We start from the raw sequence: 15,626 nt of genomic DNA, 5'->3' as shown, positions 1-15,626 counted from the left end.
ACTAATAGTTTATGTCATGAACATCTCAAAAAGCCTCCACATTTGGAGGCTTTTCTTATTTACGCTATAGCCAATCCCTATACCAGAAAAATTTCTTAACAAATTAACAAACCAATTTATTCACAGAAAACCTGCACATGCTGAATAACTTAACTAATTATCCACGGAAACTGCCCATATTTTTGATTTTTAATTCATAAATCTTCAAATTACCTTCGTAACCCAAATACGAATACCATGACGCAAAACGGACAAAACACAGATATCCGCACTGACTGGAGTCTGGAGGAGATAAAGGCGATTTACTACAAGCCAGTACTGGAGCTGATCGTTGAGGCAGCAAATGTGCATAAGCAGTATCAGGCTACAGGTGAAGTACAGGTATGTACACTACTTTCAGTAAAAACCGGTGGCTGCCCTGAAGATTGCTCATATTGTCCGCAGGCGGCACGTTTCCACACTGGCGTAGACGTTCATAAGCTCCTTAGCCAGGATCAGGTATTAACTGCTGCACAACGTGCCAAAGATGGTGGCTCTACCCGTTTCTGTATGGGCGCCGCATGGCGTGAAGTACGCGACAACCGTGATTTCGACAAAGTACTGGAGATGGTGAAGGGCGTAAACGATATGGGTCTTGAAGTGTGCTGCACACTGGGTATGGTAAATGAGTACCAGGCAGAAAAACTGAAGGAAGCTGGCCTGTATGCTTATAACCACAACCTGGATACCTCAGAAGAACATTACGATAAGATTATCACGACCCGTACTTATGATGACCGCTTGGGCACTATAAACAATGTGCGTAAGGCAGGTATCTCTGTTTGTTCTGGCGGCATTATTGGCTTAGGCGAAACAGATGAAGACCGTATTGGCATGCTGCACACGCTTTCAACACTGGAGCAGCATCCTGAATCCGTTCCGGTTAACGCGCTAGTGCCGGTAAAAGGTACCCCGCTGGAAAATCAGCCGCTGGTAACAGTGTGGGAAATGGTGCGCATGATTGCAACTGCCCGAATTCTTATGCCAAAAACAATGGTACGCCTATCAGCTGGCCGTGAGCGCATGAGCGTTACAGACCAGGCACTATGCTTTCTGGCAGGCGCTAACTCCATATTCACAGGCGAGAAACTTCTTACTACCCCTAACCCTGATTTTGATCAGGACAAGGCGATGTTTGAGCTATTAGGCCTGTCTCCAAGAAAATCTTTTAAAGAAGAAACACAGCCACAAGCGGTTTAATTACCGCTATGGACCTGCATAAAAAGTTACAGCAAAAGCTGGCAGAAAGAGCAGCGCAGGGCAACCTGCGCCAGCTCAAAACCACCACCAGCCTGATCGACTTTTGCTCTAACGATTACCTCGGCCTTGCTTGCTCCGAAAAGTTGCGGGCACTTATCCATGAGGAGGAGGACAAGTATAAAAAGCTGCCATTGGGAGCAACTGGCTCCCGGCTTTTGGCTGGCAATCATATTTTATTTGAAGAACTGGAACAAACGATAGCCAGGTATCATCATGGGGAGGCAGCACTGCTGTTCAACTCGGGATACACAGCTAACGTCGGGCTTCTATCTGCCCTGCCCCAGCGTGGAGACACTGTTTTTTATGATGAAGCCAGTCATGCTTCCATGAAAGACGGTTTGCGTTTAAGCTTTGCCAGAAGCTATAGTTTCAGGCATAACAGCTTAGATGATCTGCGTCGGAAGCTAGAGAATGCTACGGGAACAGTGTATGTTGTGGCAGAGTCCGTGTACTCTATGGACGGTGATAAGGCCCCCCTTGCAGAACTGGCACAAATTTGTCAGGAGAAAGGAGCTGCCTTGATAGTAGATGAGGCACATGCCGTAGGTCTTTATGGCCCAAAAGGGGAGGGAATAACAGTAGCACTAGGCCTGGAAGACCAGGTATTTGCACAGGTGATTACCTATGGCAAAGCCATGGGCAGCCATGGAGCAGCTGTGGTAGGCTCAAAGATACTTCGCGACTACCTTATTAATTTCAGTCGTGCTTTTATCTATACCACAGGTCTTCCTACGCACGCTCTTTTAACGCTGAGCTGTGCTTATAAATTGTTACCGGAACTAGAAAAAGAAAGGGAACAGGTAAAAAAGCTTGCCTGGCACCTGTCTAAGGAATTAAACAAATTAGAAGGCATCCACTGTACTCCAGGAGAAAGTGTGATACTTTCCGTTTTTCAGGAAAACAGAGATGTGCAGAAGCTGAAAAAGTTAGCTTCATCTTTACAGCTCAAAGGTTTTGATGTACGCCCTATTTTAAGTCCGACTGTGCCTGAAGGCCAGGAGCGCTTAAGGGTTATTGTACACGCATATAATACATTAGGAGAAATTGAGGGCCTCGTGCAGGCCATAGCCAAAGGAACATGAAACGTTATTTTGTAACAGGCATCGGTACGGATGTAGGCAAAACAGTTGCAGCCGCCATACTTACTGAAGCTTTGCAAGCTGATTACTGGAAACCTGTGCAGGCAGGCGGCTTGGATTTCACGGATACCGACACTGTTATGAGTCTGGTATCTAACCCTGCATCTGTATTCCACCCCGAAGCCTACCGCCTGAAGATGGCGGCTTCACCACATCGTGCTGCGGCTGCTGAGGGTATCGAGATCGATGTGCATGGCCTTACCTTGCCTTACACGGAGAATAATCTTATCGTAGAAGGGGCAGGCGGTTTGATGGTACCTTTGAACAAGCGATACCTTGTCCTTGACCTGGTGCAACAACTGGGCCTTGAAGTGGTTCTTGTATCCAGGAACTACCTGGGAAGCATTAATCATACATTGCTCACGGCAGAAGTTCTGCGTTACCGTAAAATACCTGTAGCAGGCATCATTTTTAACGGAGAAGAGAATCAGAGTTCAGAGGATTTCATAATCAAGTACACTGGCCTTCGCAGGTTACCTTCTATTCGGCAGGAGGCTGACTTCTGCAAAGAGACAGTTGCTGAATACGCTGAGCAATTTAAAGGTTACCTTGTTTAGTGATTGAGGAAGTATAGATGGCTTAAACCTTTACGAGCAACTATCAACATACTGAAAAAAAATGAAGAGCTGAATTTGCGGAAGGCGGGTTCAGTTCATCCTGTTTATTTGTACAAAAAGGTTTGGGGAAAAATAAACATATTGTAATCAGAGGTACAGGCAGCATATCCCCCTTAGGGCATAACGCTGACTCTGTCAGTAAAGGATATACTTCCGCCCAACCAGCTTTTACAAGTATAAACCATAACGGGCACCCCACACCGGTTGCCGCCCTCTCTGCTGCTGCAGAAGAAGTACTTCAGAAACTTATACTGTCAAACCCAAACTATAAGCAGCTCGACAGGTCCGTTTTGCTGGCAGTTTATGCAGCGAGACAAGCTGCGGCAGAAGCAGGCTGGCTACAGGAGGGTTCCCCTTTACAGGATGGTCTGGCTGTAAATATCGGATCTTCGAGAGGGGCTACCAGTCTTTTTGAGCAGCACTTCGGTTCATTCCAGCAGAACCCGACAGGCAGTATCTCTTCCAGCGCCTCCCCCACCACCACACTAGGCAACCTTTCCAGTTGGGTGGCGCACGCAGTAAATGCAGGAGGAGGGCAGATCAGTCACTCCATGACGTGCAGCACCGCTTTGATGGCCGTTGCCAATGGAGTGGCCTGGCTGAGAGCAGGCATGGCAAAAAGATTCTTAGCCGGAGGCACCGAAGCACCACTTACTCCCTTCACCATTGCTCAGATGAAAGCCGTTGGAATTTACTCTAAACTGGCAGATCACCCTTTCCCTTGTCAGCCTTACGCCCAAAATAATCAAAGCACATTTGTACTTGGTGAAGGAGCAGCGGTTTTTGCTTTAGAACAGGTAGATGGGACGGAACTCAAGAAGGGTGACATCATAGTAGAGACTGTTGGCTTAGGTTTTGAAAAAATTGAAAGTAAAACCGGAATATCAGCTGAGGGAATAAATTTCCAGAAGTCGATGCGACATGCGCTCGAACAACTCCCCCAACATGACCGAAATATTGATTTAATAGTTACCCATACCCCCGGAACGCGTGCCGGTGATGCCGCAGAGTTGGCAGCTATAAAAGCTGCATTTGGAGAAAACCCTCCAGCCATCACCACAAACAAGTGGTTGATCGGCCATACCCTTGGTGCTTCAGGAGCATTAAGTTTAGAATATGCAATCCAGGCGCTGAGGTATCAGGACGTTCCCTCTATACCTTACCCCTCAAAACTAAACTCATTGACTACCAATGTTATAACAATGGTTATGGTTAATGCTGCTGGATTTGGTGGCAATGCTGCGAGTGTAGTGTTGAGAAAATTATAATAGATAGTCTTTACTTTTCAATCTCTGATATTACCCTCTCATTTTTCCCTTTCCCCTTTTTAGAAATCACCTTCCCATTTTGATACAAACAGGTAAATCTCAACACTTTACCACATATACCTATTGTTATAACAAAAGTAACTTTAGCAAGATTAACATTCACCTAACACCTCATAAGGTCCTATAGCTAATAAAGCTTATTGCAAAGGAATACTGGGCATTACTATTGAACATCTAGGAGAGTAAAAGTTTGTTAAAGCTCCTCTGGAGTAATCGTTGGCCTTAGTTCTTAAATTCTCACCTTTAAGTGCATGGAAATAGTTATACTTGTTGCAACAACAATTGTAGTTTTCAAATATTCACTCCTTTGGAATACCAGAAGTTTGAGAACTGATGAAAACAAGAAGCTGTATACAAGCTTCTCTTACCTAAGCTTGTACAGAAGCTTATATCTCTCCAAAATACTTTTCCATACCAAAAACAGTACCTTCTGGAACTATCTTAATTTTGTCTCGCAAGTCTCCAAGCCAGAGAAAAATTCATCTTTTAGAGTTCCGTTTCTTTTACCAGGACTAATAGCTGGATTGATTCTTATTAATTCCAATGCAGCTACTGCACAATCATACATTTGTGATGGGAGAATATACATTCTTAATTCAAGCGAAGCTGCACCTAATGGTCATATTTTCAGACATTGGGAATATAGTTCTACAGGAGTTGCAAACTCCTATACTATCATTGCCGGAGCTACTAATCCAAATTATACTTTTACAGCAAGCCTTAACCCTAATAACAGTGGCTTTTACCGTGCTCTTTATACAAATAATGGCGGTGCACAAGGCTGGTACTATTCTATACAACTAATAGTAACTACAACCCCGTCAGCCCCAAGCGCAGTTGGAGCCTCAAGATGCGGCCCTGGTGCTGTAACTTTAAGCGCTAGTGGCACACCAAGCGGAGTCACTTATAACTGGTACTCTACACCTACTGGTGGCACCTCACTAGCAACTACATCAACTTATACAACCCCTAGCCTTAGCACTACCACCACCTACTATTTAACTACCACTACAGGTAGCTGCGAGAGCAACAGAACACCAGTGACAGCAACAATAAACACTGTTCCTACAGCTCCGATTGGTAATGGTGGCAGTACTTGTGGCCCAGGTTCAGTTAGCCTTACTGCATCGGTTGGGGCTAATGGCACTACAGCCAGGTGGTATGCCGCATCATCCGGAGGAACAGTTTTATCAACGGGCACCAGCTTTACCACACCGAGCATCAGCACTACTACAACTTATTATGTTAGTAGTTTTAATACCACAACTGGTTGTGAGAGCACAAGAACTGCCGTAACTGCCACAGTTAATACTGTTCCTGCTGCTCCAAGTGCAACAGGCGGCTCCAGGTGCGGGTCCGGTACTGTTACTTTAAATGCAAGTGGCTCTACCGGCTCATTTAACTGGTACAGCTCCTCAACTGGAGACACTGCTCTTGCAACTAACACAAGCAGTTACACAACACCTAGTATTAGCTCGACTACTACTTATTATGTAGCAGCTATTAATAGCTCCAGCTGCGAGAGTAGCAGGACAGCAGTGACAGCAACAGTTAACCAACCCTCAGATGCACCTGCTACTACAGGGGCATCAAGAGAAGGGGCAGGCTCTGTTACGCTTAGTGCTTCTGGTGCACCTTCCGGAGGCAGCTACCGCTGGTACACTGTGAACAGTGGCGGTACAGCTATTGGCGGTGCTATCCAAGCTAACTACACTACACCAAGTCTGGATCAAACCACCACATATTACGTTTCTACTGTAGGTGCCAATGGCTGCGAATCAGCAAGAACTGCTGTTACAGCCACTATTACCCCATCCCCACTACCAATTCAGTTGGCTTATTTCACGGGCAATACAGCTGATAATAAAGTACAGCTTCAGTGGGTCACAGCATCCGAGATAAATAATGATCGTTTTGAAATAGAGAGAAGCAAAAATGGTAGGAACTTCGAAAAGATTGGAACTGTAAAGGGTAATGGCAACAGTGCACAGATGCTTCGATATAATTTTACAGATGCCAATGGGGGCTCCGGAACAGTTTACTACAGATTACGACAAGTAGACTATAACGGTGAGTTTAGCTACAGTAAAGTTATTTCATTCTCATTAGGAAATTTGCCAGAAACAGGAATTGTTGAGGCTTATCCCAATCCATTTAATAGTGAGTTAAAGATGATTGTCACCGTCCCCTCAACCGGAGAAGTTTCTTTAGAAATAGTTAATACTAGCGGAAAAATTGTTTATACTGATAAAAAGTATATGCTTGAAGGTGTGAATGATGTTTACCTGCCTTTAAGTTCCCTAAGCAGCGGCCTTTATGTCTTAAAACTCTCTGGTACTAACATTAATTCTACTCAGAAGGTGATAAAGTCACAATACACTCATTAAAGAGCCTTTGTTGATTTAACTAATTCCCTTAGCTACTTCCAAAAGAGTAAAGGAAGTCAGTAAATCCCTACTGGATAATGAGCTTGTGTGAATGTTTATGTCATCAGAATTACCGAATCTAGAGGCTCTATCAAATCAAACATAGAGATAAGCTTAAATGGTTGTTAAAAAATATGGTATTACAAGTTTAAAACAGGTAGAACATTGCTTCATTAACTAGTTTGCTTTATGAAAAAAATCATAAATAACTTTTAGAACAATCTATCATCACTACTTCTCCCCCCTCTTGCACTTCTTCCCATTCTAGACAAACAAGCTCCCATTATGGGAATTTCAATAATATAAACACTTTTAGCTTATAAAACTTTACAAATATTTGTTATAAATATTAATACCGACATGAATGAATGTTACTCATTCCCAGAGGCAATCTCTTACATCTTCAGATGTTAACGTCGATTAGGTTTTTAATTTGCACTTAGGCGGGAAAATAATTGAAGAATATCCTTGATAAAAGAAAAAGGATGAGTCTTCAGCATTTCTTTTAGCCGAAGGATGAAAAAAGTTATATTCCACCTAGTAGCTTTTAGTATTATAGCCATAATACTTTTAGGTACTAATGTCTCCTCAATTGCGCAAACACCAGGGCTGATATATAAGCCTGCAACAAATGGTGGCAATAAAATATTAGACCCTAATGGTGATGGTTATATCTCTTTAAACAACAAAGGTTTTCCAGCAACAAACACCGATGAAGGCGCTGCTTTTAGCGAAATACCTTACAAGCCATTCCCTGTATTCATGGATGAACCTCTTTCTGACTTATCTACAGGTGCCAAGTACGGACATACCGATTACGCACCCAAGGGCACAGGTTCCTCTCCGTTAGCAGCCTATTTTGACGGCACAAATTTTTTATTCAGAATAAGGTTGGGTGGCCAGTCTACAGCATCAAAGGGATATAGCATCCTGATTGATGCTAACAACACCCTTAACAGCACCGGCAAAAATCCTGGATTTGAATATGAGGTAGTGCTAGCGACGAACTTTGACGTTCGGGTTTATTACCATGGCAGCAATGTTAATGCAAATCCTGTTGTTAATGCAGCTGGGCCCATAATATTCAATGGTTCAGTAGATCAGTATTCACAGAAGTCAGTTGCTTCTTCAGTTGGAGGAGGTGACCCTGACTATTTTTACGACTTCTATGTTCCTATTTCTGCTTTTACAGGAGCTATTCCAATAACATCCACCACGTCTCTTCGCATGACTGGTGTAACAGTTACAAGTGCTCAAAGTGGCCTTTTCGGGGTCGCTTCGGACATAGGAGGTGTTGATGACACGAAATATAACGGCAACTTAGTTGGAGCTTTAAAAGATATCATTGGTAGCACTACAGCAGAAACACCAACTGTAATAAAAGACAATGGGTTTTCATTGGTAAAGGCAACCGCGCCAACAGTGAATAGCCCTATTTACACAAACAGCGCAACTATAACTGGTACCTCTATAGAGTCATCCGGATCTGTGATAACTATTTACCGAAACGGAAGTAGCATTGGCACTGCTACAGTCGACGCAAATGGTGCCTGGTCATTTCCTGTTGCAGGAATCACACTTGCGGCAGGTGCTCAGATAACAGCAACCGTAACGCCCTCTGGCAAATCAGTGTCTGCTTTATCTTCTCCTGTTTCTGTTCAGCAAGCGTCTGGTTCTGGTGGTTGCTCCACTCAGCCTCCAGTTGTTACAGCTTTAACGAACAGCGACAAAGATTTTACAGTTTCCCTATCATCACCCGGTACAATAACAATATATTATGTCGATAACGGCGCTACAATCAACTACGGTTACTATGTTGCCAGTGTCTCCGGAACCCACATAATAACAGTTGACAATAGCGTACTTAATTATCCTAAACCTACAAACGGTAAGTTTCCGACGGGCCAATATCATTTTACTTTAACTGCTGCCAACGGGGGTTGTACTTCTGACAATTCTAACTCTTTGTGCTCCTCCTCTGGTACAACACTATCAACTCCAACCATTTCCCCTGCCAGTATTACGTCATCTACAGCAACAATCACTGTTACCGGACCTTCTGGCTCTACACTTATTCTTACTAAAAACGGTATACAAGTAGGTTCTGCAACCCTGGGCACATCACCAAACACGACGTCAACAGTATGGACAATTGATCTAACAGGACTAGTAAACGGAGACGTATTACAAGCCCGTGCCACAAAGCAGGAAACTAGCGGTAGTTGCACGAGCACGATTTCTTCCGGATATTCTAACGCTGTACCTGTTACAGTTACTTCTGCTATCCCTACTATAACAGGTACCTACTGCGGAAGAACAACTACTGTTTATGGCACTTCTACCGAAGCAGCAGGAACCGAGATCAGGATCTATAGAAATGGGGTGCTAGTAACCTCCCCATCAGGCCCACATGCCTATGTTAACTCTGCAGGCCAATGGACAGCTACAGGCTTTACAACACTGCTAGGCGGTGAAAGTATTTCTGCAACAGCAAAAGCCATAAGTAAAGCCGAAAGTAGCCAATCTAGCTCTTTAACTATTGGTACTGCTTACGTTCCCTCAGTACTATCCATCAACAGTTCCCCTGCTGTAATGGAAGGCAATACAAGTGTTTCTGGCAGAGCTCCGGCAGGCTCTATAGTTACCTTGTATATAAACGGGGAACCTTATCGTGACAACAGTGGAAACCTTGCACCTGTTACTGCTCAGGCAGGAGATGTCTGGACAATAAACAACATTTCACCATTTGAACTATATGCGGGTGCCAAACTAACAGTCAGAGCATCTGCCCCCTCTGGCACTGCTTGTGAAAGCGCCTCCTCCCCTGAAGTAGAAGTACAATGCAAAGCTGCAGATCAGACAATAACTACAAGTTTATCTAAAGCAATGTATTGCCCAGGAGAAAATGCTACAGTAAGATTAAATAAATCAGAAATAGGCACCATTTACAGCATTTACATAAGAACAGCTACCCAAACTGATGCCCAGGCTACTTTATTTGGTTATTCTGTACTAGGCACAGGAAATGCCATCAACTTAACCTCCTATGTATTCTCTAATGCTGACCATGGGAAAGTTCTTTTTGTTAGAACGATCAAGATTGGTGCTTCATGCCAGTACAAAATAGGAGGAGATCTGACAGTTGGAGTGTATGGTCCTGTACCAAATAACTTTACACTTTCTGCCACAAACCAGAGTGGGGTATGCCCAGGGCAGTCAAGTGTAATTACTGTTACAAATGCAGTAGTAGGATATTCCTACCAACTTATTTTAAATAACACTACTAAAGATAAAATTGGAAGCCCACTTATCCCTACTGCTGCAGGAGACATCAGCTTTCCTGCTTTACCAGTTAGTGTGAACACAGAGTACGGTGTAGTTATTACGAGATTGGAAGGAGGATGCGTTGCAGAAAATGTGAATTCCAGAATAATTTCAATTACCAGAACAGGGCCCACTGTTAATCAGGTTGTTACCCCGAGCAGCTCTACTATTTGTCTCAACAATTCCGTAAGCTTCAGCTTTAGCACTCAGAATGGCTACAGTTACAGCTTGATTGAAAAGAGCACGAACAGCCAGGTAGGGGCAACTATCGCAGGTGATGGCACTATCAGAACACTTTCAACAGGTATCCTAAGCATAACCGGGAGTAGAACATATCAGATTCAAGTTATTGGCGGAGTTTGCAACTCGAACCTAATTTCAGAACCAACTGTAAATGTAACCAGCGGCCCCGCTGCCACTGTTTCTGCAGGACCTAATCAAACTGTGTGTGGTAATACCGCTACTTTACAAGGAAGCAACCCAGCACCGGGCACTGGAACATGGACAAAAACAAGTGGTCCATCAGGAGGCAGCATAACAAACGCTACCTCGGCCAACACTACTGTAACAGGATTAGTATCCGGAACCTATGTCTTTACATGGACCGTAACAACAAATTGTACTACACCAACTATAAGTACAGCCAGCAGTGTTACAATTACTGTTAACTGCCCTGCCGCTGCAAGTGTTAAAACAACAAAATTTATTGACGAGTATGTAAATGGCGATATACTTGCTGTTATATCTGACCAGGATGGGGGAATCTCTAGTATTACCTCCACAAGCGGCCTTTTGCCTTCAGGCACCTCTTTCTCAATCATTAATAAGGAGGCTGTTCTGACAGTATCGAATGCATCAGCACTTTTAGCTGGCTCTTACACCTTCATGACCAGCACAATAGATGCTAATTCCGTTGCCTCTAACACTGCTATGCTGATCAGAATGTATGACCGTGGAACACCAGCATCACCCTTCACTCCCTTGCCTGTTCAGCTGGCATACTTTACTGGAAACGTTGCAGAAGGAAAGGTGTATCTTCAGTGGATTACCGCTTCTGAAAAAGACAATGATCGTTTTGAAATAGAACGAAGCGTTGATGGGGAGCGCTTTGAAAAAATTGGTTCTGTGAAAGGTAATGGTAGTAGCTCACAGATGCTGCGCTACAATTTCACAGACACAAGACCAGGTGCCGGCACTGTATATTATCGTTTAAAGCAAATTGACTTTAACGGCAAACACAGCTATAGCAAGTCTATAACTGTACTTATAGGAAAGGTTTCTAGCACAGGTTTAGCAGAGGCTTACCCGAATCCATTCTCTAAAGAACTGAATGTACAGGTTTTCGCCCCAACTGCAGGAGAGGTAAAGTTAGATCTTATGAACACAAGAGGACAAGTAATTCATAGTTTTAAGCAGAGAGTAGCTGAAGGATCAAACAATATTGTCCTTCCCCTAAACAGATTAAGCACAGGCCTGTATTTCCTGAATATCACAGGTACTGAAATTAATACTACTCTAAAAGTGTTAAAAGCACAATAAGCACAGCATCAGTACTTAAAACCGAAGAGGCTGCTTTGTAAAGCAGCCTCTTCGGTTTTATATTAATTTATTGTTTGTACTGATAATCTAAACATACTACACTATTTTTGTAGTCTACAATTTTATTATTTTAAGACACCTAGATGAAAATCTTAAAATTCGGTGGTACCTCCGTAGGATCTGCTGAGAGAATGAAGGCGGTTGCCTCGCTCATCCAAAATGATGAGCCAAAAATTGTGGTGCTTTCGGCTATGTCCGGCACTACGAATGCACTGGTGCAAATCGCAGAAAAACTGCACCAGAATATGAACCAGGAAGCAAGAGCGCTGATTGATGCGCTTCATGATAAATATAAACAGGTGGCTGAGGAGCTATACTCCTCTCCTGCTAAAAAGAAACAGGCTGAAGAGTTACTAATCAATCATTTCGAATACATCCGCTCTTTTACCCTTGACCTGTTCACAATTCATGAAGAGAGAGCGGTGTTAGCTCAGGGTGAATTGCTTTCTACTGCTTTGTTCCAGTTTTACCTGGAGGAGCAGAATTTACCCTCTGTACTGTTACCTGCCCTTAATTTCATGAAGATTGATGAAAATGAGGAGCCGGACACAGAATATATTGCCAAAAACCTGAGATCAGAACTGGAGCAGCATACTGGCAATAAGTTATTTATAACCCAAGGCTACATCTGCCGGAACGCTTTTGGTGAGGTAGATAACCTGAAGCGGGGTGGTTCTGATTATTCTGCCTCACTGATAGGTGCTGCCGCTGATGCCGAGGAAATCCAGATCTGGACTGACATTGATGGAATGCACAACAATGATCCGCGTATTGTAAAAAACACTTATCCTATCGCTGAACTTTCGTTTGATGAGGCGGCGGAGCTGGCTTACTTTGGAGCTAAAATTCTGCATCCAAGCAGTGTATATCCGGCTAAACAGAAAGACATTCCTGTGCGCCTGCTCAACACCATGCAACCGGAGGCCAAAGGGACTATTATCACTTCACAGAGCAAAGGCGGTAGCATTAAAGCTGTTGCAGCCAAAGATGATATCACTGCTATAAAAATTAAGTCTGGCCGGATGTTACTGGCTTATGGTTTTCTTCGCAGTGTGTTCGAAGTATTTGAGCGATATAAAACACCTATCGATATGATCACTACCTCTGAGGTAGCTGTTTCGTTAACAATTGATAACTCTAAGTTTTTGGATGAGATCGTGCGAGAACTGAAAGAGTTTGGCCAAGTGGAAGTTGACCAGGAACAGACAATTATTTGTGTGGTAGGTGATTTTATAGCTGAACGCAGTGGCTCTGGGTTGAAGATATTTGAGGCGCTTCAATATATACCGCTACGCATGATTTCCTATGGCGGAAGCAAAAATAATATCAGCCTCTTAATAAATACTACCGATAAGGTGGAAGCTTTAACAAGGTTGAACGATGGAATTTTTGAAAGAAACACAGCCAATGCTTAAGCAACACTTACAGGAATTGCGTCAGCATGCTACTCCACTTTATGTTTATAACCTGGAGCTACTGCGTCAAACGCTAAAAGCTGCCAAGCAGGAAGCCAATAAGTATAATTTTCATGTGCATTATGCACTTAAGGCAAATGCTAATCAGCCAATTCTTGATGAAATGCGTCAGCATGGCTTTGGCGCCGACTGTGTAAGCGGCAATGAGGTTCGGGCAGCCATTGAAAATGGTTTTGCTCCACAGGATGTAGTTTTTGCGGGTGTAGGTAAATCGGATGATGAAATAAACTACGCACTGGACCAGGATATTTTCTGCTTCAACTGCGAGTCGAGTCATGAACTGGAGGTGCTGAATGAGTTGGCAGAAAAGAAAGGCAGAACAGCCCGTATAGCCCTGCGCATTAACCCAAATGTAAATGCCAAAACTCATAAGTACATTACTACCGGCCTGGAAGAAAACAAGTTCGGAATAAATGCCTGGGAACTGGACAGTGTTCTTTTACTACTCAACAAGTTACCAAACATCCGGCTTATAGGTATACACTTCCATATTGGATCACAGATCACGGATTTAACTGTTTTCAGAAACCTGTGCACCAGAGTTAATGAGTTTCAGGAGTGGTTTGAGGCACATAAGATTCAATTGGAGCATGTAAATGTTGGAGGTGGTTTAGGAGTAGATTATTATAACCCGGAGCAACAGCCAATTCCAGATTTTTCAGCTTATTTCAGTCTTTTTAATCAGTTCCTGGAGCTAAGGCCAGGGCAACAGGTGCATTTTGAATTGGGACGTGCGCTTGTGGCACAGTGCGGTACGCTTGTTTCCAAAGTTCTTTACATCAAGAAAGGTGTAACTACCAACTTTGCCATACTGGATGCCGGCATGACGGAGCTGATTCGCCCTGCTTTGTACCAGTCTTACCACAAGATTGAGAACATCACCAGCGAAAAGGAAGATGTGCGCTACGATGTCGTTGGCCCGATCTGTGAATCTTCGGATTGTTTTGGCAAGGCTGTTATGCTGCCGGAAACCAATCGGGGTGATCTTATCGCGATCCATACTGCCGGTGCTTACGGCGAAGTGATGGCTTCTGGGTACAACCTGCGCAACAAGGTAAAGGCTTTGTACCTGTAAGAACAGTAGCTCAAAAAAAAGCCCGCTTCTAAATAAGTAGAAGCGGGCTTTTTTTTATGAGCTACTGCCTTTTACCTGCGTGTTGTTCCTGATAAGTTACGTAAAGAGCTTGCAGGATTTGCCGGAGCATCGGAAACCACAAAGTTCGGCTCCGCGTGCGCAATGCCTTCTTGCAACTTCAGGTAATTCGCCAATTCAAGCGCATTACCCTTAGAGCTTTTATCCACTTCAACAACATATACATTTTCACCCAGGCTGGTAACCACACTTGCACCATAAGCCTGAAGCAAATCATCCAGAGTGGCTTTTTTACCTTCCTGTACAGCTACAATAGTTTCATTACTTACACCAAGCAGATTGGATTGCTGCACAAAATAGGGCGCTGCATACGTTACGAGTTGGTCCTTGGATAAAACTTTTAAGGCCTGTTCGGTTTGGCTACAGCTTAACCCATCTATTAAAGATAAGTTAAAAAGGGTACCTGAGCTAAAAGTGGCAGGATAACCGATTCCTTTTACAAAGCCGTATTTTTCCATGGTATTTTTTTGCTCCTCATAGGTACTACCAGCTGTAAAAGACACTAATACTTGCTTTGTGAACACAGCACCTAAGTTCACCTCCTTGTCTTCATAAAAGTAACTGTGGGAGGCACACGAAGAGCCATCTTTCATCTGGTTTAACAAGTTGGGGTCAAAGCGCACATTTCTTACCGGGGATCCACTTTCCTGTCTGCAGGAGGAGAAGCCAAACAAGGCCATAACAAATATAGGGAGTAAATATTTTCTTATCATTTTCGTACAATTTAGATCATCAACACATACTAGTTGTACGAACAGTTTTAGCTTACAGCTACAATTTATACCAGCATTTTTACGCACCTAACATACAATAAACATACTTAAATATATTTTACGGAATATTTATATATTTAAAAGCCAAATTTCAATTCTACCCCACTAAATCGATCTACTAATTTTGCGTATTGAGAACGAACTGTAGGATCATCAAAGCCAGTTCACTACTTCTTCAGAAGAGATTTGCTCGGAAAGTAGTGCAATAAAAGCCCACTTCCTTTTTGACTTATTTGGTGTTGTAATAAGTGTGAGTATATCATTTTTCCACCCCCCTGCCACTCCTTTTGCTTCACACCAGAAGAAGTCATAGCCAATCACTTAAACCTACTAGAGGAGTTTAGGGCTAAAGTTACACCCAAGGTGCTCTGTTTCTATCTTAATTTCATTTCAGCTTCATACAGCCTTGCCCTACATACTTTAAGCCCGGTACGCTATACGGTTATAAATACACTTTCCATAGTTAGTTATATTGAAGGGTACCTTTTTATAA

9 protein-coding genes are annotated in these 15,626 nt (G+C 43.2%); 8 read left to right on the top strand and 1 reads right to left on the bottom strand.

The window, feature by feature from the left end; genetic code table 11:
- The first annotated feature begins 237 nt into the window (after window positions 1-237).
- From bioB to lysA, 8 genes are all read left to right on the top strand, one after another.
- Complete coding sequence (gene bioB, locus ACFSRY_RS14505; RefSeq protein ID WP_377509087.1) at window positions 238-1,239, top strand: biotin synthase BioB; 1,002 nt, start codon at window positions 238-240, stop codon at window positions 1,237-1,239.
- 8 nt (window positions 1,240-1,247) lie between these two features.
- Window positions 1,248-2,381 carry an aminotransferase class I/II-fold pyridoxal phosphate-dependent enzyme gene (locus ACFSRY_RS14500; RefSeq protein ID WP_377509084.1) on the top strand — a complete coding sequence of 378 codons (1,134 nt, stop codon included), beginning with the start codon at window positions 1,248-1,250 and terminating at the stop codon, window positions 2,379-2,381.
- Entirely contained in the window at window positions 2,378-2,995 is a 618-nt protein-coding gene (bioD, locus tag ACFSRY_RS14495; protein WP_377509081.1) for a dethiobiotin synthase, read from the top strand. Before ACFSRY_RS14500 ends, bioD begins: the two co-directional genes overlap by 4 nt.
- 122 nt (window positions 2,996-3,117) lie before the next feature.
- Window positions 3,118-4,323 (top strand): beta-ketoacyl synthase N-terminal-like domain-containing protein, encoded by a 1,206-nt coding sequence (locus ACFSRY_RS14490; protein ID WP_377509078.1) that lies wholly within the window; start codon window positions 3,118-3,120, stop codon window positions 4,321-4,323.
- A gap of 311 nt (window positions 4,324-4,634) precedes the next feature.
- Window positions 4,635-6,770, top strand: a complete 2,136-nt coding sequence (locus ACFSRY_RS14485) for an immunoglobulin domain-containing protein (protein ID WP_377509075.1) — start codon at window positions 4,635-4,637, stop codon at window positions 6,768-6,770.
- 555 nt (window positions 6,771-7,325) lie between these two features.
- The gene (locus tag ACFSRY_RS14480) at window positions 7,326-11,672 is read left to right on the top strand and encodes a T9SS type A sorting domain-containing protein (RefSeq protein ID WP_377509072.1); all 4,347 of its coding nucleotides are present in this window, start codon (window positions 7,326-7,328) and stop codon (window positions 11,670-11,672) included.
- Between the two features lie 143 nt (window positions 11,673-11,815).
- Window positions 11,816-13,147: an aspartate kinase gene (locus tag ACFSRY_RS14475; RefSeq protein ID WP_377509069.1), complete on the top strand. Its 1,332-nt coding sequence runs from the start codon at window positions 11,816-11,818 to the stop codon at window positions 13,145-13,147.
- The gene (gene lysA, locus ACFSRY_RS14470) at window positions 13,140-14,282 is read left to right on the top strand and encodes a diaminopimelate decarboxylase (RefSeq protein ID WP_377509066.1); all 1,143 of its coding nucleotides are present in this window, start codon (window positions 13,140-13,142) and stop codon (window positions 14,280-14,282) included. Before ACFSRY_RS14475 ends, lysA begins: the two co-directional genes overlap by 8 nt.
- 71 nt (window positions 14,283-14,353) lie before the next feature.
- On the opposite strand, the gene ACFSRY_RS14465 is transcribed toward lysA, so the two are convergent.
- Window positions 14,354-15,073 (bottom strand): S8 family serine peptidase, encoded by a 720-nt coding sequence (locus ACFSRY_RS14465; RefSeq protein WP_377509063.1) that lies wholly within the window; start codon window positions 15,071-15,073, stop codon window positions 14,354-14,356.
- Window positions 15,074-15,626: the final 553 nt, after the last annotated feature.

Origin of the sequence: Pontibacter locisalis, assembly GCF_042684605.1 — a bacterium.
GTDB classification, from domain to species: domain Bacteria; phylum Bacteroidota; class Bacteroidia; order Cytophagales; family Hymenobacteraceae; genus Pontibacter; species Pontibacter locisalis.
This window is presented reverse-complemented; position numbering and strand designations above follow the sequence as displayed.

What these genes read in the sequence shown, in the direction of transcription:
- ACFSRY_RS14485 (WP_377509075.1), top strand. Translation starts at nt 4,635, where the DNA reads ATGGAAATAGTTATACTTGTTGCAACAACAATTGTAGTTTTCAAATAT.
- bioD (WP_377509081.1), top strand. Translation starts at nt 2,378, where the DNA reads ATGAAACGTTATTTTGTAACAGGCATCGGTACGGATGTAGGCAAAACA.
- ACFSRY_RS14480 (WP_377509072.1), top strand. Translation starts at nt 7,326, where the DNA reads ATGAAAAAAGTTATATTCCACCTAGTAGCTTTTAGTATTATAGCCATA.
- ACFSRY_RS14500 (WP_377509084.1), top strand. Translation starts at nt 1,248, where the DNA reads ATGGACCTGCATAAAAAGTTACAGCAAAAGCTGGCAGAAAGAGCAGCG.
- lysA (WP_377509066.1), top strand. Translation starts at nt 13,140, where the DNA reads ATGCTTAAGCAACACTTACAGGAATTGCGTCAGCATGCTACTCCACTT.
- ACFSRY_RS14475 (WP_377509069.1), top strand. Translation starts at nt 11,816, where the DNA reads ATGAAAATCTTAAAATTCGGTGGTACCTCCGTAGGATCTGCTGAGAGA.
- bioB (WP_377509087.1), top strand. Translation starts at nt 238, where the DNA reads ATGACGCAAAACGGACAAAACACAGATATCCGCACTGACTGGAGTCTG.
- ACFSRY_RS14465 (WP_377509063.1), bottom strand. Translation starts at nt 15,073, where the DNA reads ATGATAAGAAAATATTTACTCCCTATATTTGTTATGGCCTTGTTTGGC.